The organism is Deinococcus indicus (assembly GCF_002198095.1).
In the GTDB taxonomy this organism is placed as follows: Bacteria; Deinococcota; Deinococci; order Deinococcales; family Deinococcaceae; genus Deinococcus; species Deinococcus caeni.
Map to the genome: position 1 here is coordinate 64,494 of NZ_NHMK01000025.1, position 23,879 is coordinate 88,372.

22 protein-coding genes and 1 tRNA gene are annotated in these 23,879 nt (G+C 70.7%); 11 read left to right on the forward strand and 12 right to left on the reverse strand.

From position 1 onward, the window contains the following. Position 1 precedes the first annotated feature (1 nt). Positions 2-838 (forward strand): shikimate 5-dehydrogenase, encoded by an 837-nt coding sequence (locus CBQ26_RS16030; RefSeq protein ID WP_229843933.1) that lies wholly within the window; start codon positions 2-4, stop codon positions 836-838. A gap of 102 nt (positions 839-940) precedes the next feature. Beyond that, positions 941-1,570 carry a hypothetical protein gene (locus CBQ26_RS16035; protein ID WP_143342175.1) on the forward strand — a complete coding sequence of 210 codons (630 nt, stop codon included), beginning with the start codon at positions 941-943 and terminating at the stop codon, positions 1,568-1,570. Positions 1,571-1,743: 173 nt separating this feature from the next. On the opposite strand, the gene CBQ26_RS16040 is transcribed toward CBQ26_RS16035, so the two are convergent. The 3 genes from CBQ26_RS16040 to CBQ26_RS16050 form a co-directional block, all read right to left on the reverse strand. Beyond that, positions 1,744-2,520 (reverse strand): segregation and condensation protein A, encoded by a 777-nt coding sequence (locus tag CBQ26_RS16040; protein WP_229843934.1) that lies wholly within the window; start codon positions 2,518-2,520, stop codon positions 1,744-1,746. Positions 2,521-2,540: 20 nt separating this feature from the next. Continuing rightward, the gene (gene trpS, locus CBQ26_RS16045; protein ID WP_088249649.1) at positions 2,541-3,539 is read right to left on the reverse strand and encodes a tryptophan--tRNA ligase; all 999 of its coding nucleotides are present in this window, start codon (positions 3,537-3,539) and stop codon (positions 2,541-2,543) included. Positions 3,540-3,677: 138 nt separating this feature from the next. Next, on the reverse strand, positions 3,678-5,585 hold the full coding sequence (locus CBQ26_RS16050) for a peptidylprolyl isomerase (protein WP_088249650.1): 1,908 nt from the start codon (positions 5,583-5,585) through the stop codon (positions 3,678-3,680). Between the two features lie 40 nt (positions 5,586-5,625). Here CBQ26_RS16050 and CBQ26_RS16055 point away from each other — a divergent pair. After that, positions 5,626-5,702, forward strand: a tRNA-Arg gene (locus tag CBQ26_RS16055). 249 nt (positions 5,703-5,951) lie between these two features. After that, a complete protein-coding gene (locus CBQ26_RS16060) occupies positions 5,952-6,959 on the forward strand; it encodes an SIS domain-containing protein (RefSeq protein ID WP_088249651.1) in 1,008 nt (335 codons plus the stop codon). 254 nt (positions 6,960-7,213) lie between these two features. Here CBQ26_RS16060 and CBQ26_RS16065 read toward each other — a convergent pair whose 3' ends face one another. Next, positions 7,214-8,176, reverse strand: coding sequence for a homoserine dehydrogenase (locus CBQ26_RS16065; protein WP_088249652.1), 963 nt, complete (start codon positions 8,174-8,176; stop codon positions 7,214-7,216). Between the two features lie 226 nt (positions 8,177-8,402). Between CBQ26_RS16065 and prfA the strand changes: the two genes are divergently transcribed. Together prfA and CBQ26_RS16075 are read left to right on the forward strand one after the other, a co-directional pair. After that, on the forward strand, positions 8,403-9,503 hold the full coding sequence (prfA, locus tag CBQ26_RS16070; RefSeq protein ID WP_088249653.1) for a peptide chain release factor 1: 1,101 nt from the start codon (positions 8,403-8,405) through the stop codon (positions 9,501-9,503). Next, a complete protein-coding gene (locus tag CBQ26_RS16075; protein WP_088249654.1) occupies positions 9,490-9,984 on the forward strand; it encodes an NUDIX hydrolase in 495 nt (164 codons plus the stop codon). Before prfA ends, CBQ26_RS16075 begins: the two co-directional genes overlap by 14 nt. A 178-nt stretch (positions 9,985-10,162) precedes the next feature. On the opposite strand, the gene greA is transcribed toward CBQ26_RS16075, so the two are convergent. After that, on the reverse strand, positions 10,163-10,630 hold the full coding sequence (gene greA, locus CBQ26_RS16080) for a transcription elongation factor GreA (RefSeq protein ID WP_088249655.1): 468 nt from the start codon (positions 10,628-10,630) through the stop codon (positions 10,163-10,165). A 152-nt stretch (positions 10,631-10,782) separates the two neighbouring features. Between greA and CBQ26_RS16085 the strand changes: the two genes are divergently transcribed. After that, the gene (locus CBQ26_RS16085; protein ID WP_088249656.1) at positions 10,783-11,109 is read left to right on the forward strand and encodes a hypothetical protein; all 327 of its coding nucleotides are present in this window, start codon (positions 10,783-10,785) and stop codon (positions 11,107-11,109) included. Between the two features lie 57 nt (positions 11,110-11,166). Here the strand turns inward: CBQ26_RS16085 and CBQ26_RS16090 are convergent, their stop codons facing one another. The 3 genes from CBQ26_RS16090 to CBQ26_RS16100 form a co-directional block, all read right to left on the reverse strand. Continuing rightward, a complete protein-coding gene (locus CBQ26_RS16090; RefSeq protein ID WP_373297104.1) occupies positions 11,167-12,162 on the reverse strand; it encodes a phosphohydrolase in 996 nt (331 codons plus the stop codon). 76 nt (positions 12,163-12,238) lie between these two features. Next, on the reverse strand, positions 12,239-13,036 hold the full coding sequence (locus tag CBQ26_RS16095; RefSeq protein ID WP_088249658.1) for an enoyl-CoA hydratase-related protein: 798 nt from the start codon (positions 13,034-13,036) through the stop codon (positions 12,239-12,241). Positions 13,037-13,126: 90 nt separating this feature from the next. Next, positions 13,127-13,852: a phosphorylase family protein gene (locus CBQ26_RS16100; protein ID WP_088249659.1), complete on the reverse strand. Its 726-nt coding sequence runs from the start codon at positions 13,850-13,852 to the stop codon at positions 13,127-13,129. A 358-nt stretch (positions 13,853-14,210) separates the two neighbouring features. Here CBQ26_RS16100 and CBQ26_RS16105 point away from each other — a divergent pair, with 358 nt between their 5' ends. The 3 genes from CBQ26_RS16105 to CBQ26_RS16115 all read left to right on the forward strand — a co-directional run bounded on the left by CBQ26_RS16105 (position 14,211) and on the right by CBQ26_RS16115 (position 17,993). Then, a complete protein-coding gene (locus tag CBQ26_RS16105) occupies positions 14,211-15,386 on the forward strand; it encodes an S-layer homology domain-containing protein (protein WP_088249734.1) in 1,176 nt (391 codons plus the stop codon). Between the two features lie 151 nt (positions 15,387-15,537). After that, positions 15,538-15,879 carry a lipopolysaccharide assembly protein LapA domain-containing protein gene (locus tag CBQ26_RS16110; protein ID WP_088249660.1) on the forward strand — a complete coding sequence of 114 codons (342 nt, stop codon included), beginning with the start codon at positions 15,538-15,540 and terminating at the stop codon, positions 15,877-15,879. Between the two features lie 80 nt (positions 15,880-15,959). Then, positions 15,960-17,993 (forward strand): single-stranded-DNA-specific exonuclease RecJ, encoded by a 2,034-nt coding sequence (locus CBQ26_RS16115; protein ID WP_088249735.1) that lies wholly within the window; start codon positions 15,960-15,962, stop codon positions 17,991-17,993. Positions 17,994-18,275: 282 nt separating this feature from the next. Here the strand turns inward: CBQ26_RS16115 and CBQ26_RS16120 are convergent, their stop codons facing one another. The 4 genes from CBQ26_RS16120 to CBQ26_RS16135 form a co-directional block, all read right to left on the reverse strand. Beyond that, complete coding sequence (locus CBQ26_RS16120; protein ID WP_088249661.1) at positions 18,276-19,337, reverse strand: NAD(P)/FAD-dependent oxidoreductase; 1,062 nt, start codon at positions 19,335-19,337, stop codon at positions 18,276-18,278. 133 nt (positions 19,338-19,470) lie between these two features. Further along, the gene (locus CBQ26_RS16125) at positions 19,471-19,899 is read right to left on the reverse strand and encodes a CoA-binding protein (RefSeq protein WP_088249662.1); all 429 of its coding nucleotides are present in this window, start codon (positions 19,897-19,899) and stop codon (positions 19,471-19,473) included. Next, entirely contained in the window at positions 19,896-21,278 is a 1,383-nt protein-coding gene (gene hemL, locus CBQ26_RS16130; RefSeq protein WP_088249736.1) for a glutamate-1-semialdehyde 2,1-aminomutase, read from the reverse strand. The genes CBQ26_RS16125 and hemL overlap by 4 nt, the downstream gene beginning before the upstream one ends. Before the next feature lie 217 nt (positions 21,279-21,495). After that, positions 21,496-22,140, reverse strand: coding sequence for a hypothetical protein (locus CBQ26_RS16135; RefSeq protein WP_088249663.1), 645 nt, complete (start codon positions 22,138-22,140; stop codon positions 21,496-21,498). Positions 22,141-22,278: 138 nt separating this feature from the next. On the opposite strand from CBQ26_RS16135, the gene CBQ26_RS16140 reads away from it, so the two are divergent. After that, positions 22,279-23,646: an alpha/beta hydrolase gene (locus tag CBQ26_RS16140; RefSeq protein ID WP_088249664.1), complete on the forward strand. Its 1,368-nt coding sequence runs from the start codon at positions 22,279-22,281 to the stop codon at positions 23,644-23,646. The last annotated feature ends 233 nt before the right edge of the window (positions 23,647-23,879 follow it).

A 23,879-nucleotide genomic window follows, 5' to 3' on the forward strand; every position in this document is an offset into this window, starting at 1 on the left:
GGTGGCGTCCGGCGCGAGCAAGTTGGACATCAACCGGGGCACGACGCTGTGCATGAGCGTGTCGGCCCGCCCGAGCAACTTCGGGACGCGTTTTCACAACCACCTGTACGCGGCGCTGGGGCTGGATTTCGTGTACAAGGCGTTCGGCGTGCAGGACATCACGGGTGTCGTGGCGGGTATCCGGGCGCTGGGCGTGAGGGGCTGCGCGGTCAGCATGCCGTTCAAGGAGGCGGTGATTCCGTTGCTGGACGAGCTGGACGCCTCGGCGGCGGCGATCGGGTCGGTGAACACCATCGTGAACACGGGCGGGCACCTGAAGGCCTTCAACACCGACTACACCGCCATTCAGCTGCTGATCGAGCGGCACGCGCTGGACCGGGACGCGCGGGTGGTGCTGCGCGGCAGCGGCGGCATGGGGAAGGCCGTGGCGAGCGCCCTGCGGGACGCGGGTTTCACGCGCGGCGTGATCGTCGCCCGCAACGAGGGGGCCGGGCGGGAACTGGCGGCGCGTTGCGGCTGGGACTGGCACCCCACCACGCCCGACATTCAGGAAGGCGACCTGCTCGTGAATGTCACGCCGCTGGGCATGGCAGGCGGCCCGGACGAGCACACGCTGGCCTTCACGCCCGAGCAGATCGCCCGCGCGGGCACGGTGTTCGACGTGGTCGCCCTGCCCAGCGAGACGCCGCTGATCGTGGAGGCGCGGCGGCAGGGCAAACCCGTCGTGACCGGGCTGGAGGTCGTGGCCCTGCAGGCGCTGGAGCAGTTCGTGCTGTACACCGGCGTGCGCCCCTCGGACGAGCAGGTGCGCTCAGCCGTCGAATTCGCGCGCACCTGATCTGGGCTCCTGCTGCCCCCTTGAAATGACCGGCCGGATAGGGTGAAGTCTGCTCAGGTCCGGCCGCGCCCACCATGTGCGGCGGGTCCGGGGGAGGGCAGCATGAAGCGACGGCAGCGGCGTTCGGCGTGGATGCAGGCAGCGGTGGCGGTGGCGGGCGCCTTTGGACTGGTCGGGTGCGTGCCCACCTCGTCCGTGATTCCGAACGACTTCACGGATTTCAGTGACGCGCAGCAGGCCGCGATCTGCGCCGCATCGCCGCGCGTGGGGGCCATGGGCATCCTGGAGTACGGGACGGGCGCGGCGGCCGGGAGCGTCCCGCCGGACTACGCCCTGAACTGCCCGGACCTGCGCGTGACCGCAGAACGCTGGACCGTGACCGTCTGGGCGCCCACGTTCACGGCCGCGCTGGCCGCGTTCCTGCCCGAGGCCGACCTCCTGACGTACTACGCGGACCTGCGGGTGCGCATCACGGACGGACAGGTGAGCGCCGACCCCATCGACTCGGTGCCGGAAGCGCTGCTGGACGAGGTGCGGCGCGTGACGGTCACGGTCACGCCGCTGGGCGGGGCGGCGCAACCGGTCCTGCGGGGCGGGGTGGTCACGCCCGTCACACTGGAACCCGGCGCGACCTACCGCATCGACATCCGCACGGACCGCACGCCGAACCCCTGGCCGTCCGTGACGCTCGACCCGGCGTCCGGGACGGTGCAGGCGCAACTGGCCCACTGACCTCCGCCCCCCGGCTCATACGGATTCCGTCTGTTTCGCCGACAACCCGGAACATCGCCGCCCCTGCCAGCTCCACGCCCGGAACCCGCCCCTCTCCTACTCGCTCTGCTGCGCAGCTCTACGAGTCCGCTCGGACCCAGCGGGTTTTGCAACCCATTCAATCGGAGTCCGGATCAGTCGGGGTCGCTGGCCTCGCGCAGGTGGGACTGCACCTGAATGTCCCCGTAGGCCTCGTCCTGCTGCACGCTGAAGTTCCCCTCCTTGACGCCCTCCAGCAGCGCGGCGAAGTAGGTGGTCTGCTCGCCCCAGTCCTGCGCGGGAATGCCCCGGAACGTGAAGGTCCGCAGGCGCGTCCCGAAGGCCCGCAGGGCGCCCAGCGCGTCGGCCAGGGTCAGGCGGTCGCGGGCCAGCAGGGGCACCTCGACCTGCCGCACGGCGTTCTGCGCGGCCTTCACGAGCTTCGCGAGGCTGCCCTGCGGGTTGCGGGGCCGCTCGCGGCGCGGGAGGGTCACGGGCACGGCGCGGGCGGGAATCAGGCCCTCGCGTTCGCGGCGGCGCGCGGCCAGGAACCCCACGAGGGCGTCCAGTTCCGCCAGGGCCTCCACGCCTTCCAGCACGTCATCCAGCGGCTCAGGCCAGTCGCCGTCCGGTTCGGGGTCGTCCGTGTCGGGTTGCGGCAGCAGCAGCCGGGCCTTCAGGGCGATCACGGCCGCCAGGGTGGGCAGCAGGTCCGGCGAGGCGCTCAGGGGGCTGCCCGTCACGGCCTGCGCCCAGGCGAGCACGTCCCGCGTGAGGCGCAGCAGCGGCACCTCGCCCGGCCCGACCCGCCCGGACCTCAGCGCCGAGGCGAGGTCCGTCAGGCTGCCCGTGAACGCCGGCAATTGCGCGGTGAACCCCGCCCCGGTCACGGGCGGCGGGGTGGGCGAGGGCAGTGCAGGAGCGGCGGTCACGGGTGAAGGGGAAACGGCGCTCAGAGTTTCAGGAACCCGACCTTCCCGCGCACTTCCTCCATGATCGGCTGCGCGACGGCGCGGGCTTCCTTCGCGCCCTGCGCGAGCGCGTCACGCACGAAGTCCGGGTCGGCCTTCAGCGCCTCGGCCCGCTCGTGAATGGGGCTCAGGTGCTCGGTCATGCCGGCCAGCAGCGTCTTCTTGCAGTCGATACAGCCGATCCCGGCGGTGCGGCACCCGGCGTCCACGGTCTGCAACGTCTCCAGGTCGCTGAACAGCTTGTGGTAATCGAAGATCAGGCACACGTCCGGGTTGCCGGGGTCGGTGCGGCGCACGCGGGCCGGGTCGGTCGGCGCCACGCGCAGTTTCTGCCAGATGGCGTCCAGCGGCTCCAGAATCCCGATGGTGCTGCCGGGGCCCTTGCTCTTGCCCATCTTGCCGTTGCCGTCCACGCCGGGAATCCGCAGCGCCTGCTTCTCGTACACGGCCTTCGGTTCCGGGAACGTCTCACCGAACGCGTGGTTGAACTTGCGGGCGATCTCGCGCGTCAGCTCGATGTGCTGCGTCTGGTCCTCACCGACCGGCACGGTGTCCGCCTTGTACAGCAGGATGTCGGCCGCCATCAGCGCCGGGTACATCAGCAGGCCCGCCGGGACGCTCTCCAGCTGCTCGGACTTGTCCTTGTACTGCGTCATGCGTTCCAGCTCACCGACCGGCGTCAGGGTCGTGAAGATCCACGATAGTTCCTGATGCTCGGGCACGTGCGACTGCACGAAGAACGTGACCCGGCTGGGATCGAGGCCCACCGCGAAGTTCGCCAGCGCCATCTCGAAGGTCCGCTGCGCGAGCAGGCCCGGCTCGAACGACGCGGGGTTCGTGATGGCATGCAGGTCCACCACGCAGTAGATGGAGTTCTTCCCGAACTCCTCGCCCAGCCGCACGTAGTTGCGCATGGCCCCGAAGTAATTCCCGATGTGAGGCTCGCCGGTCGGCTGGATTCCTGAAAAGACACGCGGCATAACCCCGTGATTCTAGCGGGCGGCGCCCACAAAAAGCAGGCGGCATGAAAAAGCCCCGCGCGGGGCGAGGCTTTCTCAGGGCACAGTCTGGATTGCTGGATTGACACGGCTGTGCAAGCCATTCAATCCGAGTCCGAATTACTGGTCGGCGGGGGGAGCGGCCGGGGTTTCGCCCTGCGTGGCGGGCGCGGCGTTGTCCTCGGCGGCGCTGTCCCTGCTGGTGCCTTCCTCGCCGCTGGCATCCTCGGCGGGCGGCGCCTTGGGCGTCTGGGCGTCCACGCGCTTCTGCTGGGCAGCCAGCACGGCCTGCAGGTTGTTCTTGGCTTTCAGGCTGGCCACCTGGGAATCCAGGAACTTCTGGCCTTCCTCGCCTTTCTTCTGGGCCAGCACCTGCGACTCGATCTGGTCGCGCACGGCGCTCAGCGGCTGGGTCGCGGCGGGTTTCAGGTCCGTCACGAACGCCACCGAGTACCGCTCGCCGATCTTCACGGGGTCGGTCAGGCTGCCCTCGCCCGCGTCACGCAGGCTGCGGGCCTCGAACACGGCGGCGTTCAGCTCCTCGCTGAGTTTGCCGTCGCCGGCCGTGACGCTGCCACGCTCGCTGACCGTGCCGCCCGCCTTGCCGGCCGCCGCCGCGAAGTCCGTCTGGCCGCCGTAACTGTTGCGGAAGGCCAGGGCGGCCGCCTGCGTCTTGAAGCTCGCCTCGAGGACCGTGCCGCTGGCGGGCGTCTGGAACTGCTCGCGGTTCTCGGCATAGAAGCTGCTGATGTCGGCGTCCGTGACCTTCACGTTCCGCGCGCCGTACGCGGTGATGCCGGCCGTCAGTTCCTGCTGCGTGCCGGTCAGGTTCAGTTTCAGGCGCTCGACCAGGGTGGGCGCGGCGTACCCGGCGATCAGCTGCTGCGTCACCTGGGGTTTCAGGATGGAGTTCACGAGCTGCGCGGCCTGCGCGGGGTCCACCTGCTGCAGCAGCGCCGTGAACTGCTGGTTGTTCACGACCTGCTCGATCACCTTCGAGTACGGGATGTTCTTCCCGGCGACGGTCGCGACGGTGGGGTCCTCGACCTTCCAGTTCAGGTCCTTGAACTCGACCTTGACGTCTTTTTCCAGGTCGGCGACCCAGGCTTCCACGGCGGCGTTCTTCTTCTGCTCGTTCACGGCCGTGACGAGGTCGCTGCGGGCCTCCGCGAAGGGTTTCGGGGCGGGCGCGAGGTACTTCTCGACCTTCACGACGTAGAACTTACCGCCGCTCTCGATCACGTCGGTCAGGCCGCCGCTGGTCAGGGCGAACGCGGCCGCGCCCACCTCGGCGGGCAGCGCCACCTGCGCCACCGGGCGCGGCGCGCCGTTCTCGACGGGACCCAGGGCGCCGCCACGGTCGGCGAACTCGCTGCTGTTGGCCTTGGCCAGGGCCGCGAAGTCCGCGCCGCCCTGCGCCTGCTTCAGCAGCGCCTGCGCCCTGGCCTTGTCGGCCACGACGATCTGACGGGCCTGGATGCGGGCGTCCGTCTGGAACTTCTCGGTGTTCAGGTCGTAGTACGCGCGCAGTTCCGCGTCGGTCGCGGCGGGCACGGCCTTCTTGATCTCCTCGACGCGGCGCTCGATGGCGAGGCTCTGGCGGACCTGCTCGCGGTACGAGCTGTCGGTCAGACCGGCGCCCTGCAGGGCGTCCGTCCAGGCCTTGTTGTCGGTCAGCTGGTTGGCCTCGCGGACCTCCTTGACCTTGGCGGCCACGTCGGCGCGGCTGACGCGGATGTCCTTCACGGCGTTGCGGACCAGCGTCTGCTGCACCTGCTGCGCCACCACGAAAGTCTTGAAGTCGTCGCCCAGCACGCCGGTATCGGTGCTGGCCAGGACGGGGTTGGCGCGGCGGGCCGCTTCGAGTTCCTCGACGGTGACGGTCGTGCCGTTCACGGTCAGGGCGGGCGTGCCGGTCTGCCGGTTGAACAGCTCCCCGACGTTCGGGGTGAACTGGAACGCCATGCCCGCGACGAGCAGCAGGGCCAGAACGCCCAGCATGACGTTCACGATCTTCTTCTTGTTCACTTGATCTCCTTCATGCGAAGTGCTAGGGTACGCGAGCTATGCACTCGTAGCTCAGGTGGATAGAGCGTTGGCCTCCGAAGCCAAAGGCCACTGGTTCAAGTCCAGTCGAGTGCACCACAGAAGTTCCATGAACGCCACCCGCAAGGGTGGTGTTTTTGTTCAGGGGTCCGCCCGTCACGCGCGGGCGCCTTGACGGGATGATCTGGAGTCGCACGCGCCGGATTCTAGCACGCAAGATTAAGCGGGCGTGAAGCAGGAAACGGCGTCTGCGGCACTCTTTTTCCCGCTCCGGCCGGGCGGCGGGCGTGCCCCTGACCGTGCGCTGCGTTCCCACCCGCCCCCGCCTCGCCCTGTACGCTGTCACGCATGAATGCCCCGATCACCCTCCTGACCCTGCTCGAAACGCTGCCCGGCTCGTACGCCGGTCCCGCCCGCCCCGACGAGGCTCCCTACGGCCTGGTCGGCGTGGGCGAGGGCGCCCTGGCCGCCGCCATCGCCCAGACGCTGATCGCCAGCAGCCTCACGCGCGGCGGCACGCAGTTCGTGCTCGGCAGCCCCGACGCCAGCGCCCTCGCCACCGATTACGCCGACCTGGCGGTCGTGGCCGGCGCGAACGCCCGCCGCGTCGCCACCGGCGGCACCCCCGAGGAGATCGACGTGCTCGTGCCCGGCGGCCCGCTCGCCACGTACCACTTCGCGCAGTTCGTCGCGCACGCCAGCGGCCACAGCGACGAGGCCGCCGCCGCCGACGCCCTGATCGCCGACCTCGCCGCGCGCTGCGCCCCGCACGTCACCGAGAACAACCCCGCCCGCGACCTCGCCTGGAGCCTGTGGGGCCGCACGCCCCTGCTGCTCGCCGCGCCTGAAGCCGAGGCCCTGCCGCACGCGTGGCAGCAGCTGCTGGCACGCACCGGCAAGACCCTGAGCGTCCCGGTGCTGGGCGACCCGCTGCCCTTCGTGACCGGCGCGTTCGAGGCGCAGCACGAGAAAGGCGACGCCAAGGTCGCCCTGATCCTCGGCGACGCCGACGACACCCTGCTGCTCGCCCGCGAGATCCTCGAGAGCCGCATCGACGAGATCATCCACGTCCCGTACCCGGACGGCGCTGTCGGTTACCCCGCCGCGCTGGCCCTGTGGTACTTCGGCGCGTGGGTCGCCGCGTACCTCGCCGAACGCTACGGGCAGGAGCCCGGCGACCTGCCCGTCCTGGGCCGCGCGCAGGGCGTCATGAGTGGCGAGGACCGCGCCCAGGCCCGTCTCGCCGCGCCCCGCGACGACCTGCGCCGCACCAACGTCCTGAAGGACTGGGCCGACGATCAGGACGTGGACGACGTGGAACTCGACGAGGACGAGGACGACCGCGACGAGGAGTGATGCGGGCTTGGAGTGATGCAGACTCCGATTGAATGGGCTGCAAAGCCTGCTGGGTCCGGGCGAAGCGACTCGTAGAGCTGCCTCGCAGAGTGGGAGAACAAGGGGTTCCGGGGTGTCAGCGAAACAGACGCAATCCGTAGGACCTGCGGCCGCTGAAGCCACCAGCGAGAAGCGGGGAGCGAGGGCTGACGCCGACGCTCCCCGCTGTTGCTGTTCCTGCCCCCGGTGGAGGGGCCGGTTCGGTGCGGTGGGGTTCAGTGCAGGGGGACGTGTCCGGGGAAGCCGATGAGCAGGTCGAGCAGGTCGCCGACCATGGCGCTGGCGGTGACCATGCCGCCGGCGCCGCCCCCGGCGAAGATCAGGGTGCCGCATTCCTCGCCCTCGTAGACCATGGCGTTGCGGCTGGCTCCGGCGGTGCACAGCGGGTGCGTGTCCGGCAGGGACTGCGGGGCGACGCGGGCCTGCCACTCGCCGCCGACGGATTCGAGTTCCGCGACGAGCTTGATGCGTTCGCCGCGCGCGCGGGCCGCCTGGATGTCGGCCTGGGTGATGTGCTCGATGCCCTGCACCTGCACGCGGTCGTACCGGAAGTTCCCGTCGGCGCAGAAGCGGGCCAGGACCGTGAGTTTGTGCGCGGTGTCGAAGCCGCCGACGTCCAGGGTGGGCGGGTCCTCGGCGTACCCGAGCGCCTGGGCCTCGGCGAGGGCCTGCGCGTAGTCCTTGCCGCCTTCCATCTGGGTCAGGATGTACAGGCAGGTGCCGTTCAGCACGGCCTGCAGGCGCGTGAAGGTACTGGCGCGCAGCACGGTGCTCATGGGGCCGATGACGGGCGTGCCGGCCATCACGGACGCCTCGTAGTACAGCTTGCCGTTCAGGGCGTGATCGCGCAGTTCGTCCCAGCATTCGGCCAGCAGCGCCTTGTTCGCCGTGATGACGGGCCGCCCGGAGCGCAGGTAGGGGCGTAGCATGGTCATGGGCAGCTGCACGCCGCCCATCGCCTCGATCACGACCTCGCACTCCTGCAGGAAGGCGGGGTCGGTGGTCAGGGGCGTGCCGGCCGGAATGCGGCGCTCGCGGGCCGTGTCGCGCACGAGCACGCCCACGACCTCGATCCGTACGCCCAGGTCCGCGAAGATCGCCGCGCGGCGTTCGATCAGGTTCAGGACGTCCTGCCCCACGGTGCCACAGCCGAGCATGCCCACAGTCACGGTTCTCATGCGCCCGACTGTAGCGCCCGGCCCGCGCCGCGCCGGGGGGGCGGGATAGGTGTGGTGCCGGGCGGTGTCCGTTGAACGTGAAGCCTTTCATTTGAAACGCCCAAGGGGTTCAGGGTTCCACATCAGTGGCTCAGAGGGCGGGACGCTAGACTGCGTGCATGTTTCCCGTGTTCATCTTCCGTCCGCTTCGCCTGTGCCCACCCTGGGCCGGGCGTCAGGTCCGGCCATGAGTGCCCGCCTGACTGAACTGAGTGCCGAATTCGGTCTGGTGGAGCGCGCCCTGGGCGACCCGGCCGCGCTGGCCGACCCCCGAGAGTACGCCCGCCTGACCCGCCGCCACCGGGAACTGCTGCCGCTGGTGACGCTGCTGCGCGAACGTGACAGCGTGCAGGCCGACCTGGACGGCGCCCGCGAACTGCTGGGCGACCCGGACATGCGGGAACTGGCCGCCGGCGAGATCCCGGCCCTGGAAGCCCGCCTGACGGAACTGGAAGCCGAACTGGTGGTGCTGCTGCTGCCCACCGACCCGGACGACTCCAAGGACGTGATCCTGGAACTGCGCGCCGGGGCGGGCGGCGCGGAGGCCGGCCTGTTCGTCATGGACCTGCTGCGCATGTACACCCGTTACGTGGAGGGCGCGGGCCTGCGCCTGAACGTCCTGGACGCCAACGAGAGCGACCTGGGCGGCGCCAGCCGGGTCGTGGCCGAGGTGACGGGGGACGGCGCGTTCCGGGCGCTGCGCTGGGAGCGCGGCGTTCACCGCGTTCAGCGCGTGCCCGCCACCGAGAGTCAGGGCCGCATCCACACGAGTACCGTCACGGTCGCCGTGCTGCCCGAGGCGGAGGCGGCCGAGGTTCAACTGGACCTGTCCGAGGTCCGGATCGACGTGTTCCGCTCGCAGGGCGCCGGCGGGCAGGGCGTGAACACCACCGACTCGGCCGTGCGCGCCGTGTACCGCGCCGGGACGCCCGACGAGATCATGGTCGTCTGCCAGGACGGCCGCTCGCAGATCAAGAACCGCGAGAAGGCGCTGGTGGTCCTCGCGTCACGCCTCGCGGAACGTGAACGCGCCGCCCGCGAGGAACGCGAACGCTCGCAGCGGGCCGCGCAGGTCGGCAGCGGCGACCGCAGCGAGAAGATCCGCACGTACAACTACCCGCAGAACCGCGTGACCGACCACCGCCTCGAGGGCGAGGGCAAGAACCACCCGCTCGACAGCGTGATCGCCGGGAACCTCGCGCCGGTCGTGGCGGCCCTGGCGCGCGCGCAGCGGGAACTGCAACTCATGGACATGCAGCGCCAGGAGGGGCAGCATGGCGCGGCGTGACCTGCTGGTCGCCGCCGGCATCCTGCGCGACCGCGCCGGGCGGGTCCTGCTGGTCGGGAACGACTGGCAGGGCCACGGCCGCGTGCGCCACACCCTGCCCGGCGGGGTCGTGGAACCCGGCGAGACCCTCCCGGAGGCGCTGTACCGCGAGATCTTCGAGGAGACGGGCCTGAAACTCACGGGCATCAAGCACATGGCGTACACCGTTCACATCGAGGACGAACGCCGGGGCGAACGGGCCATCGCCGTGGCGTTCGAGGCCACCTGGGACGGTCTGCTGAACCCCGCCGACCCGGACGGCTTCATCGTCGAGGCCCGCTTCTGCACCCCGGAGGAGGCGCTGGACCTGATCGAATCCCCGCCCATGCGTGAGCCCCTGAGCGATTTCCTGAAGACAGGGGAGCCCGGACGGTTCTACGCGTTCAAGGGCTGGGACGGGCGGGGAGGACTGCGCATACCGGCGCTGAAACCCCGCCCCTGACGTTGGGCGCATGAACATGCCCCGGCCCTCAGGGGACCGGGGCGTTCCCGTGGGCCGGGGATGCGGGGGCATACGGACTGTCCGGGCGAAGCGTGAAAGAGAGAAACGCCCCTCCGGACGTGAAGCCGGCAGGGGCGGTGAAGTTCCGGAGTGTCAGCGAACCGAACGGCCGTCCGGATCAGTAGTCGACGGCCAGGATCTCGAACTCGGCGGTGCCTTTGGGCAGCTGCACCGTGACCTTCTCGCCGGCGCGGCGGCCGGCCAGGGCCTTGCCGATGGGGCTGGCGTCGCTGATCTTGCCCTTGAGCACGTCGACCTCGTAGGTGCCGACGAGTTCGAAGCGGTGCTCCTTGCCCTTGGCGTCCTTCACCGTGACCTTGGCGCCCAGGCCGGCGCCGCCGCTGCTGTCCTCCTCGATGATCACCGAGCGTTCCAGCTGGCTTTCCAGTTCCGAGATGCGGGCCTCGTTCTCGGACTGCTGCATGCGGGCCTCGTCGTAGGCCGCACTTTCCCGCAGGTCGCCGTCCGCGATGGCGCGCCCCATGTTCTCGGAGATCTCCTCCCGCTTGGTGGTTTTCAGGAAGTGGAGGGTTTCGAGCAGTTTGTCATACCCGCGCTGGGTCATGGTGATGCGTTCTTTCGTCATAGACAGTCAAGTATAGAGCGTCCGGACCTGACCGTGCATGTGACGCCGCGCCGCTGCCCGGCAGGCGTGGGGCGGGCACATGAGGCCGGACATGAAGAAGTCCTCGCGCCGCTCCCCACCTGCCCCCGCGCGGGGCCGGGTACGCTGCCCACATGACCCGCAAGAACGATTCCGACTACGCCCCGGACGGGGAAGTGCGCGACGACGGCACCACCGGCGAACTGCTCCAGGACAAGATGGCGGCCGAGAGCCTGCTGCGCGGCGCGGCCGACGCGGACGGCACCAACCCCAACGACCAGCCGGGCTTCAATGACGGCGTGCTGGGCGGCCACGACTTCGAGGACCGGCAGGGGACCCCGAACAACGACGGCGACAGCGACCTCGAGGGCCGCGCCAGTGGGGGAGAGGGCGCGCAGCGCAGCGGCGGTGTGGACGGCGGCCCGCCCCGCACGACCCCCCTGCCCGGCACTGAGAAATAACCCCTCCATGCAGGAACGCCCCGGCCGGTGATCTGGTCGGGGCGTTCCTGCGTGAGGTCAGCGGCTGTCGCTGCTCAGGCCCAGGTTCTCGGCCACGGCCTGCTGCGCCTGCTTCTGCGAGTCCATGACTTCCACCTCGACCCGCTCGCCGCTCTCGAGGTCCATCACGAAGTGGTCGCCGTCCAGCCGGACCCGCGAGAGGATCTGCTCGTCGCCCTGCGGGCGGGTCGTGGCGCGTAGTTCCACGAACCGGCGCAGCGGCGTGCGGATGACCTTGGGCGCCAGGATCTCCTCGACCTGAAAGATGCCGCCGGAGTTGTTCATGGTCACGCTGATCAGCACCGGCTTCTCGCGGCCCTTCTCTATGACCACCTGATCCACGGCCAGCGCACTGATCGAGTGGATGTCCACGCTGCCCAGGCTGAACGCCTTGCGGCCGCGCCCCTTGGTGATGTCCGTGCCGTCCGCGACGGCCACGATGCCGCCCTCGACCGTCAGCGGGGCCGGGTTCAGGTCGTGGCAGTTGATGGCGCCCAGAATGAACGACCGGACCTTGGTGCGCTTGAACGGGTCCGGGTACAGCGGCCCCATGATCCGGTCCAGGATCGGCAGGGCCAGCGCCACGCCGTGCGCCTCGTGCCCCGCCCGGTGAATCTGGTTGCCGATGTCGTGCAGCATGGTGCCCAGAATCACGGTCAGGAACACGTCGTCCGCGTCGCCCACGCCGCTGTCCATCAGGTCGGGTTTCACGCCGCCCTCGATCAACAGTTCCGTGATCGCCATGCCTGCCGCGCCCGTGATGAACGCGTGGACGCGCCCGTGGTCGTTGTAGCCCAGTTTGCGCATGGTGATGTAGTTCGCCATGTCCCAGTGCGCCAGGGCTTCCGGGTCGCCGCGCAGCGCCTCGTAGGCGGCCAGGGCGCGCGGGAAGGCTTCCAGGTCCGCGCGGATCGCCTGGTTGGCCTCCTCGATCAGCTTGGCGCGCGGCGTGGTGAATTCCACGACCCGCTGCGCGTTGGGGGTGGCGGACGGGGCCTCGTTCCGGCCGGTCACGTCGCGGACGACGCCGCTCTCAACACTCAGGCGGAACTTCTGGGGGTTGCCCTTCCCGTCGGAGGGGCCGCCCGGCTCACTCACCCTGGAACTCCGCCGGGCGCTTGTTCAGGAAGGCGTCCACGCCCTCGCGGAAGTCCTTGGTGGCGACCGTCATGCCGAACAGGTCCGCCTCGATCTCCAGGCCGCCTTCCAGGGTGGTGTCCATGCCGCGCCGCACGGCCTCCTTGACCAGCGACACGGCGATCGGGGCGTTTTTCAGCATCGCCTCGGCCACCTCGCGCGCCTTGGTCAGGGCGTTGTCGGCCACGTAGTTCACGAGGCCCATGGCGAGCGCCTCGTCGGCTTTCACCTGACGGGCCGTGAGGATCAGGTCCAGCGCGCGGCCCGTGCCGATCAGGCGCGGCAGGCGCTGCGTGCCGCCGAAGCCCGGAATCAGGCCCAGGCCCGTCTCCGGCAGGCCCAGGCGGGCGCCCGCCGAGGCCACGCGCACGTCGCATGCGAGCGCCAGTTCCAGCCCGCCGCCCAGCGCGTAGCCGTTGATGGCCGCGATCACCGGGATGGGCAGGCTGCTGATCTGGTGCATGACGTCCTGCCCGGCCAGCGCCAGTTCACGGCCGTCGTACACGCCTTCGAGGTCGCCGAACTCGCTGATGTCCGCGCCCGCCACGAAGGCCTTCTCGCCGCCGCCCGTGATGATCAGGGCGCCCACCTCGGCGTCCTCGATGATCATGTTCACGGCCTGCGCGATCTCCGAGAGGGTGTCGGCGTTCAGGGCGTTCAGTGCGCGGGGGCGGTTGACGGTCAGCACGGCGATGGGGCCATGCTGATCGATCTGCACGTTGTCGAATTCCAGTTCGTCGAGTTGGGTCATGGGAGTATCCTGCCACAGCCCACGCGGCCACTGTTCACGTCGTGGCTGCCCCCGCCCCTCCGGGAACGCCCCGCAGCCGACCGGGCGGGGTCAGCTGGCGTCGTTCGTGGCGAGCGTCACCACGGCGTCCAGCGCCACGCGCACCATGCGGTCCACCCCGGCGGCCAGCACCTCGTCCGGCACCAGCTGCGGGTCGCCTATGTCGTTGCTGCACGCGGTCAGGCACGCGGCCCGCAGGCCCCGCTGCGCCGCCACCAGGAAGATGGCGCTGGCTTCCATCTCGAAGCCCAGCACGCCCCGGCCCGCCCAGAGCCGCGCGTGCTCGGGGGTACTGGCGTAGAAGGCGTCCTCGGTCATGACCAGACCCACGTGGTGCGGGGCGCCGTGCGCGCGGGCCGCCTTCACGCTGGCCTCCACGACCTCGAAGCTGGCGGCCGGAGCGTACGGCGCCCCGCCCAGCATCTGGCGGGTGGTGCCGTCGTTCGGGACGGCGGCCGTGGCGATCACGAGGTCGCCCGGCGCGACGCTGGGGGTCGCGCCGCCCAGGGTGCCCACGCGGATCAGGGTGGTGGCGCCCAGCCGCGCGAGTTCCTCGGTGACGATGGCGGCGCTGGGGCAGCCCATGCCGGTCGTCTGCACGCTGACCGGCACGCCCTGGTACGTGCCGGTGAAGCCCAGCAGCTGGCGGTGGCTGGTGTACTCGCGCGCTCCTTCCAGGTACGTCTGCGCGATGTACCGCGCGCGGTTGGGGTCGCCGGGCAGCAGCACGTAGGGGGCGACGTCTCCGGGTTGGGCGCGAACATGAATCTGGCTCATGCGCGGAGTATAAGGGGCGCTTTCCCCGTCCGGACCGGCCGGGTGGTCCCTACAGGCCATGAGAATCCCCTCATGAGGCGGATGCATTGGCGTTTCGACAGGCTTCTCACGAAATGCCCGACTCTGGCGTCCACCACGGGCTGCGTCCCTCTCACCTCAAATGACCCTGGTGTCATCAGACGCTCACGTAGGGACGAAATCAATCCCTGGTCACATAAACGGCAGCTGACCCCAAGGGCAACCGTACAGAAGTTCACAAAGCACTCACCGCCGCTGCCTACGGTGAACGTCAGGAAAGCGAAGAAGAGTGCGGCCCCAGGGTCCCCCTTCCGCAGCCGAACGAACCAAGGAGAACATCATGCGCAAATCACTGATCATCGCGTCCACCCTGGCCCTGAGCCTCGGCGCTGCCAGCGCCCAGACCGCCACCACCACCGCCGCCCCCGCACAGGTCACCCTGAGTGACGTGCCCGCCGGCCACTGGGCCAAGGACGCCGTGGACCGGATCGTGCAGTGCGGCCTGATCCAGGGTTACCCCGACGGCACCTACCGCGGCAACCAGAACCTCACCCGCTACGAAGCGGCCCTGATCTTCTACCGCGCCCTCCAGACCGGCGCCCTCAGCAACTGCGGCCTGAGCCAGCAGGACATGACGGCCGTCGCCAACGGCATGCAGGAAGTCAGCACCGAGCTGGCCGCCATCGCCAGCCGCGTCACCGACCTCGAGAAGCTCACGGCCGACCAGCAGGCCCGCATCGACGCCCTGGAAGCCAAGATCGAGGGCATGGGCGCCGGCGCCGCCAGCACCGACACCGCCGCCATGACCGCCCGCATCGACGCGCTCGAAGCGGCCATCCGCAACATCCCCGCCGGCCCCCAGGGTCCCGCCGGTCCTGCTGGCCCCGCCGGCCCTGCCGGTCCCCAGGGTCCTGCCGGCCCCGCCGGGACCAGCGCCAGCGGCACCGTGACCACCACCCCCACCACCCCCGCGACCGGCACCGTCGTGATCGGCGACACCGCCCCGACCACCACCGCTGCCCAGCGTGACCTGTACGTCGGCATCAACGGCGGCGTGAAGGGCGCCGGTACCGGCTCCGAGTGCCGCAGCGTGGACGGCAAGAACACGGCCGTCGGCTACTGCTTCAGCGGCGGCGCCGTGATCGGCAAGAGCAACGTGATCGGCCCGGTCGGCGTGCGCGTCGCCGGTGACTACCAGCCCGGCTGGAACGCCATCAGCGGCGACGTCAGCGCCACCTACGACGTCAGCACCGGCAGCAACCTGACCCCCTACGTGGGCGCCGGTCTGGGCCTGACGAGCAGCCAGAAGCGTGGCGACGTCACCAAGAACGAGTCCGACGTGTACGTGAACGCCGTCCTGGGTGCCGACTACCGCATCACCGACAGCATCTCCGCCTACGTCGAAGGCAACGGCAAGTACTACCTGAGCAACAACGGGTACGGCACCGGTCTGGCCACCGCCGACAAGAGCGGCTTCAACCTCGGCGCGAAAGCCGGCGTGAAGTTCTTCTTCTGAACCTGACCACCACCGCGACCTGATACCAGGATCGCAGCCAGCAGGGGCGGCTCCCACCACGGGGGCCGCCCCTGTGCCATTCCCCCGTCCGATTCCGGGGGAAGGTCCGGGCTTCCTTTCGCGCCGCCCTGCACGCGCTAGACTGACGGTTATGCGCCTCGTTTCCTTCCTTCAGGTGCTGTTACTGCTCGGTATCGGCGTCTATCTGGCGCTGTTCGCGCTGGAGAACCCCGCCCTGGTGCGCCTGCCGCTGCCGTTCGGTCGGGGCGAACTGACCGTCTCGGTGGGCGTGAGCGTTAGCCTGTTCCTGCTGCTCGGCGCGACCTTCATGGCCCTGCTGCTGCTGCCCGGCCTGTGGCGCGAACGCCAGCGCCGCCGGCGCGAGGCCCGTGAACGCCGCGCGGCGGAGGACCGCCTGACCGCCACCCTCCAGGCCCGCCTGGGCGCCATGCTGCCCCTGACCTCCGAGCCGGCCGAGCAGGAGCCCGCGTGACCCGCCGCACGCCCACCACCACGCCGCCCACCGAGTGGCTGCTGGCCCCGCCAGCCAGCCGCGAGGCGCTGCTGGACACCATGCGCCGCTGGCGGGTCTCACCGCCGCTGGCGCAGGTCCTGAGCGGCCGGGGCCTGAGCCCTGCACTGCTGGACCCGCCGCTGACCCTGACACCCAACCCGGCGCTGCGCGAGGCGGCGGGGCGGATCGTGCAGGCCATCCGCGAGCGCAAACGCATCCGCATCCACGGCGACTACGACGCGGACGGCGTGAGTGCCACCGCCACCCTGGTCCTGGGTCTACGTGACCTGGGCGCCGACGTTCACGGTTTCATCCCGCACCGCCTGAACGAGGGGTACGGCGTTCACCCGGACCGCGTGCCGGAACACGCCGCCGCCTGCGACCTGCTCGTCACGGTGGACTGCGGCGTGACCAACCACGCCGAGATCCGCGCGCTGCTGGACCACGGCACGCAGGTCATCGTGACCGACCACCACGCGCCCGGCGACGAATTCCCGGACGCGCTGGTCGTGCATCCCAGCCTGACCACCGACTTCGACCACGACCTGCACAACCTGACCGGCGCCGGCGTGGCGTACCACCTGCTGTGGGCCGTGAACGACCTGCTCGGCCAGCCGGAACCCCGCCCCTACGCGGCCCTGGCGACACTGGGCACCGTGGCCGACGTGGCACCCCTGATCGGGGAGAACCGCGCCCTGGTCCGCGCCGGACTGGACGCCCTGGCCGACACCGAACTGCCGGGCCTGCGCGCCCTGCTGGACGCCGGACGGGTCCGGCGGCCCACCGCGCGGGACGTGGCGTTCATTCTCGCGCCGCGCATCAACGCCGCCGGGCGCATGGGCGAGGCCGACGTGGCCCTGGACCTGCTCACACAGCGCAGCCCCCACGAGGCCGCCCGCCTCGCCGAATACCTGGAAATCCGGAACCTGGAACGCCGCAAGTTGCAGGACGACATGTTCACGCAGGCCCTGAGCATCGCCGACCCCGCCGAACCGGCGCTGGTCGTCACGCACCCCGACTGGCACGCCGGCGTGATGGGCATCGTCGCCAGCAAACTGCTCGAGACGTACCACAAGCCCGTGTACATCATCGCGCAGGGCAAGGGCTCGGTGCGCAGCACGCCCGGCATCAGCGCCGTGCAGGGCCTGCGGTTCAGCCACGACCTGCTCAAACGCTACGGCGGGCACCCCGGCGCCGCCGGGTTCTCCATCGACCCCGCCAACATCGGCGCGTTCCGGGACCGCATTCACGCGTACGCCCGGCAGTTCCCCGCGCCGCACCCCCGCGTGCGCCTGGACGCCCCGCTGCCCGGCCTGGGCGCCTCGCTGGACCTGCTGGCCGAGGCCGCCACCTTCGAACCGTTCGGGGAGGGCCACCCGCTGCCGCTGTGGCACCTGCGCGACACCCTGACCGACACCCGACTGGTCGGCAAGAAAGGCAACAGCCTGCAGTTCAAGGTGGCGGGCCTGCGCGGCATCAAGTTCGACGAGACCGACGACACCGGCGGCGAACGCGACCTCGCCGCGCAACTGGTCAGCAGCGAGTGGCGCGGCCAGACCCGCCTGGAATTTCACGGGCAGGCGCTGCGTGCCCCCGCCACCCTGCGCCTGGACGCGCCGCCCGCCCCGCAACCCTACCCGCGCCTGAACCCGAAAGCGGCCATGGACCACCTGCGCGCCGGCGCCGCCGCGCACGCCAGTGGCCCCGTCGCCGCGTACCTGCGCGACAACGTGCCGGGCCTCACCCTGACCGGGCCGGGCGACGCGCACCCCGGCGGCGAACTGATCCTGTACGCCCTGCCGCCCGAGGACGACCTGCGCCGCTGGGCCGGCCAGGGCCGCGTGTCGTTCGCATTCGGCCCCCGGACCCTCGCGGACCTGGAAGGCAGCCTGACCCGCCACCACCTGGGCACCCCGCCCGCCAACCCCCTGCTGGACGAGGCAGGTGGCCTGGAAGCCGCCGCCGACGCCTACCGCCGCTGGCAGTGGGCGCACCACTGGCGCACCCTGGACGACGGCGGCTGGAGCGCCAGCGTCCACGCCATGCTGGGCCTCCCCGGCGTGCCGGAACGCGAGGCGGTCAGCGCCGACTGATCCGGACTCCGACTGTTTCGTTGGCACCCCGGTCGTGTTCCGGGCAGGCCAGCGATGAACAGGCAGTGCTTACTCCTCCCCCTTGAGGGGGGAGGCTGGGAGGGGGTGAGCAGGAACGGCGTGACAGAAGACGTGTTCCGTGCCTGTCCCCTCTGCCGCTGGAACAGTGTCTGTACCATTGCTCAAACGGCAGTCCGCCCTGTTCCCACTCTGCGGGGCGGCTCTCCGAGTCGCTCCGGTCGGACCCAGCGGGCTCTGCGGCCCATTCAATCGGAGTCGGTCTTACGCGCCGACGAGGCGACGGGCCAGCGCCCAGCCGCTGAGCAGCGCACTCTCCACGCGCGGGCCGTGCGGGTCCGGCGTGAACCAGTCGCCGCACCAGCCCAGGTTCAGGTCGGCGTCCCAGTGGCAGGGGCCGGGGGCGGTGACGGCCGGGATGGAGTACCGCCAGCGGTGCGCGAAGGCCTGCGCGGCGTCAAGCGGGCCGAGGATGTCCTGCGCGGCGGCCAGCAGGTCCGGCAGCACCTGTTCGGGCGTGCGTTCCAGGTTCGCGCGGGTCCAGGCGGGCGTGGCGTGCAGCGTCAGGGCGGGGGGCGCGCCGTCCGGGCGTTTGGTGTGCTCACGGGCGATCCATTCCAGGACCGGATGATCGGGCCGCAGGGCGCGCCAGTGGGCGGGCACGTCCTGGCGCAGGATCACGCCGGCCGCCCAGCAGGGGTCGTACGTGACCTGCGCCGCCTGCCGCGCCGCCTCGCCGGAAGCGTGGCCGCGCAGGACGGCCGGGACGGGGTCATGGCTGCCGGGGTCCAAGGTACCCAGCAGCGCCAGGAGTTGCGGGGCCGGGACGTTCAGGATCAGCGTCGGTGCCTCCCAGGACTGGCCCTCGCGCGAGTGTACGCGCCAGCCGCCGCCCTGAGCGGCATCCAGGCGTTCCAGGCTGGTGACGGTCACGCCCGTGCTCACGTCCAGTCCGCGCGCCAGGGTGCGGCCCAGCGTGCTCATGCCCGCCGGGGGCGCGTAGCGGGGGTGGCCATCGTCGGGGGGCGTGACCTGCCCGGCCTGCCAGCGGGCCACGTCGCGCGTCCACACGGCGTTCCAGCCGTCGCGCACGCCACCCTCGGCCAGCGTGCGGGCGCGGTCGCTGCGGGCCGTGAAGAAGCGCGCCCCGTGATCCACGCGGACCTCCGGCCCGTCCGGCAGGGTCACGCGGCGGGTGGCGGCCCGGCCGGACACGCCGCGCGCCTTGTCCAGCAGCCCCACGCGCAGGCCCGCGCGGGCGGCGTCCTGCGCGAAGGCCAGTCCGCCCAGGCCCGCGCCGACCACCAGCACGTCTGCGCGGGTCATACGGACTCCGATTGAAGGAGCTGCAAAGCCCCTTCAATCCGAGCAGATGCGAGTAGGAGAAAAACGGGTTCCGGGCGTGGAGTTGGCCATCCGGTGAAGTTCCGGATGGTCGGCGAAACAGACGGAATCCGTATCACAGCAGCGCGCGGTGATCCGCGAGCAGGCAGCGGTCCTGCACCACGTCGATGCCGTGACCGCTCAGCTCGGCGGCCACGGCGTCGTCGCGGATGCCCAGTTGCATCCACACGACTTTCGGGGGCGGCGTCATGGCCAGGATGTCCGGCACGTGCAACCTCACCTTGTCGCTGCGGCGGAAGATGTCCACGATGTCTACCGGCACGCCGATCTCGGCGAGGGTGGATACCGCGCGGTGCCCGAAGTAACTCTCGCCGCGCGCGGCCAGCGCCGGGTTCACGGGAAGGATGGTGTACCCCTGGCGGTGCATGTACTCCGGGACGTAGTACGCGGGTTTCACGCTGTCATGGTGGAAGCCGACCACCGCGATCACCTTGTGGGTGCTCAGGACGTTCACGATCTGCGTCGTCTGCGTCAGGAGGGTCATGCGCCGCCTCCCTGTTCATGCGCGCCCAGGTCACGGCCACCGAGATCCCGGTACGCGGCCTGCGCGGCTTCCAGCGTGGCGTTCAGTTCCGCGTCGCCGTGCGCGCCGCTCACGAAGATGCTCTCGAACTGGCTGGGCGCCCAGTACACGCCGCGCGCCAGCATCCCCTGGAACCAGCGGGCGAAGGCGGCCGTGTCGCTGCGGGCCGCGTCGGTGTACGTGCGCACGCTGCCATCCGGGACGTCCTGATGGAACGCCGTGAGCATACTGCCCACCCGGTTCACGCTGACCGGCACGCCCGCCGTCTGCGCCGCCGACTTCAGGCCCGAGGCGAGCTGCGCCGTGTAGGCGTCCAGCCGCGCGTACAGGTCCGGGGTGTTCTCCAGCGCCGTCAGGGTCGCGAGGCCCGCCGCCATCGCCAGCGGGTTCCCGCTGAGCGTACCCGCCTGGTACACCGGTCCCTGCGGGGACACGAAATCCATCACGTCGGCCCGGCCGCCGTACGCGCCGACCGGCAGGCCCCCGCCGATGATCTTGCCCCAGCAGATCAGGTCCGGTTGCAGGCCCAGCAGGCCGGTCGCGCCGCGCAGCGACAGGCGGAACCCGGTCATGACCTCATCGGCGATCAGCAGGGTGCCGTGCTCCCTGACGCGGTGCAGCGCCGCCAGGAATTCCGGCGTGGGCACCAGCACCCCGGCGTTCCCCACGACCGGCTCGAAGATCACGGCCGCCAGTTCGTGCCCCCGCTCGGCCATCAGGGCGTCGAGCGCCTGCGGGTCGTTGTACTCGCTGACCAGTGTCAGGCGCGCGTACTCCTCGGGCACGCCCGCGCTGCTGGGAGCCGCCGCGCCCAGGTGCCCCTCGTTCGTCATCAGGCCGCTGCCGGCCTCGACGAGCAGGCCGTCCGCGTGCCCGTGGTAGTTCCCCCGGAACTTCAGGATGAATTTGCGGCCTGTCGCGCCGCGCGCCAGCCGCAGCGCACTCATGGTCGCCTCGGTGCCGCTACTGACGAACCGCACGCGGTCCACGCCGGTCAGGCGCGTGACCTGCTCGGCCAGCAGCACCTCACGCTCGCCGGGCGCGCCGAAACTCGTGCCGAACTGCAGGGCGTCCGCGACCGCCTCGCGCACGGCGGGCAGGTTGTGGCCCAGGATCATCGGCCCCCACGACCCGATGTAATCCAGGTAACGGGTGCCGTCCGCGTCCGTCAGGTACGCGCCCTGCGCGCTGGCAATAAAGCGCGGCGTGCCGCCCACGCTGCGGAAGGCCCGCACCGGGCTGTTCACCCCGCCGGGCGTGACGGCGCGCGCCCGCGCGAACAGCGCCTCGGACTGCGCGGTCGGCGCGGACTGGACGGCAGACATAAACTCGGTCTTCATGACGCTCACCTTATCGGAGGCCCGTGAGGCAAGTGCGGCAGCGCGCACACACAACGCCCACCCGCACCGGGCCGCCGCGTGAACTTCAACGAATCATGAAGGTCGGCGGCGGGAACGGAGCCTCTATTCCCGCCGCCGGCCCGCCCGAGTCGTACGGACTCCGATTGAATGGGCTGCAAAGCCCGCTGGGTCCGAGCGAAACAAACGGCAGTCCGTTTTACAGCCCCAGCAGCCCCAGTGCGACCGTGTCGGTCAGCTCGCGCTGGAAGGGCTGTACCAGCGCCCGCTCCTGCGCGGTGCCGGTCTGCACGTCGCGGCTCAGGTCCGGCAACTGCCCGCTCTGAAGGGCCTGCGCCGCCTGCGCGAAATCAATGTTCGGCAGGCCCAGCGCGCGGTTCACGCCCGAACGGACCTGCGCGTACCGTTCCGGCGTCATCCCCTCGGCCGCCAGCGCCGCCGACTGCGCCTGACGTGCCGCTCCCACGCTGCTGCCCGCGTCCCGCAGGACCGCCATCATCTGCAACAGGTTCGGGTTCTGCCCGTTCTGAATGTCGGTCCAGACCTGCTGCACGCCCGTGAACGAACTGCCCATCGCGGCGCTCACCTTGCGGCGCACCCGCACGAACTGCTGAACCTCTGCCCGCGTGAGCGGCGCGGCCGTGCCGGGGGTGTCCGTCCCGGCCGGCTGCGTCTGATCCGTCTGGGGCTGGCTCTGCGTGGCGGGCGGCTGCCAGTTCGCCAGGAAGGCCCGCGCCGGCTGCACCACCAGGAACCACGCCAGTCCCCCCAGTAACGCCAGGACCAGCAGCGTCCCGCCCCCGCAGCCCAGGCAGCCGCACCCCAGTCCCCGACCCTGCCTCACGCGTCGGCTCCCGACTGACCTGCTTCCGTCCTTTTCATGCTCCCAGGTACGCAGGTGATCCCCGGATGGTTCCGCCCGCGCGGGCGCTATCATGGGCCGGCACTCTCACAATCCACACCCCACCCCGGAGGTTCCATCATGATGCGTTCCCTGACCGTCAGTCTGCTCGCGGCCCTGGCCCTCGCCGCCTGCTCCCGCACGCCCACGCCCGCCGAGACGCGCACGCAGGACACCCGCACCTTCACGGCCGTCACGCCTGCCCTGACCGCCCGGACCGGCGCGCAACTCTACCAGGGCAAGATGCCGGGCCTGCGCGGCGAGGCCGCCTACGCCATCGAGGTGCCCGCCACCTGGAACGGACAGCTTGTCATGTACACCCACGGGTACGCCGGGGACGGCCCGGAACTGCGCGTGCAGACCCCCCCGCTGCGCGACTACTGGCTGAGCCTGGGCTACGCCTGGGCCGCCAGTTCCTACAGCGCCAACTACTACGACGTGCAGGCCGGCGTGGAAGACACCAACGCCCTGGCGAACGCCTTCGCGGCCCTGACTGGCCGCGCCCGGCCCACCAAGACGCTGATCATGGGCGTCAGCATGGGCGGCCACGTCGCCGCTGCCGCCGTCGAGAAGGAAACCGCGCAGACCGCGAAGAACAGGACCACCTACGCCGCCGCCATGCCCGTGTGCGGCGTCATGGACGAGGAGTACGAGTTCCAGTGGCTGGGCGACTACACCCTGGTCGCCGCGCACCTCGCGGGACTGGGAGCCAAGACCTTCCCGCAGGGCACCGACACCTTCAAGGCGCTGCTGCCGGACATCCTGAACGCCAGCTTCAGCTCGTACAGCGGCGCACTGTGGCAGGAGAACGCCACCCAGGGCGCCAAGCTCCGCGAGATCGCCCGCAACCTCACGGGCGGCCCCCGCCCCGTGTTCGACCTGGGCTTCCGCGTCGGCGCGCTCCAGGGCGCCGTCCTGAGTACCGGCGGCTCGGACGGCACCCTGACCGGCATCCTGCCCCGCAACACCTACGGCAACGCCACCACCACCTACCGCTGGACGACCGCCGCAACCCCCACCGCCGCCGAGGTCGCCTTCAACGCCAGCGTCCTGCGCGTCACGCCCGCCCAGAACCCCAACCCGGCCCTGCCGGACCGCGTGCGGTACCTGCCGCGCGTGAACGGCGAATTCAGCGTGCCGGTCCTGACCCTGCACACCACCGGCGACTTCTACGTGCCCTTCCGGCACCAGCAGCTGTACCGCGCCGCCGCCACCGCCGCCGGCAACGGCGACCGCCTCGTGCAGCGCGCCGTCCGCGCCCCCGGCCACTGCGACTTCACGGCCGCCGAACTCGTCGAGGGCTTTGGCGACCTCGTGAAATGGGAGGCGGGCGGCGCCAGACCCGCCGGGGACGACGTGACCACCCCCGCCGTCATCGCCGAGCCCACCTACGGTTGCCGCTTCACCCGTGGCACGCGCGCCGGCGTGGACGCCTGCCCCGCGAACTGAGGGCGGTGGGTTTCAGGCCGTAGCCAGTAGACACGCAGCAGCGGCGGGGGCATTCCGGTTCGGGTCGGGGTGCTCCCGCCGCCGTCGGTTCATACGGACTCCGATTGAATGGGCTGCAAAGCCCGCTGGGTCCGAGCGGATGCGACTCGGAGAGCTGCCCCGCAGAGAAGGGGAGAAACGCCCCTCCGGACGTGGAGCTGGCAGGGTCGGTGAAGTTCCGGATTGTCGGCGAA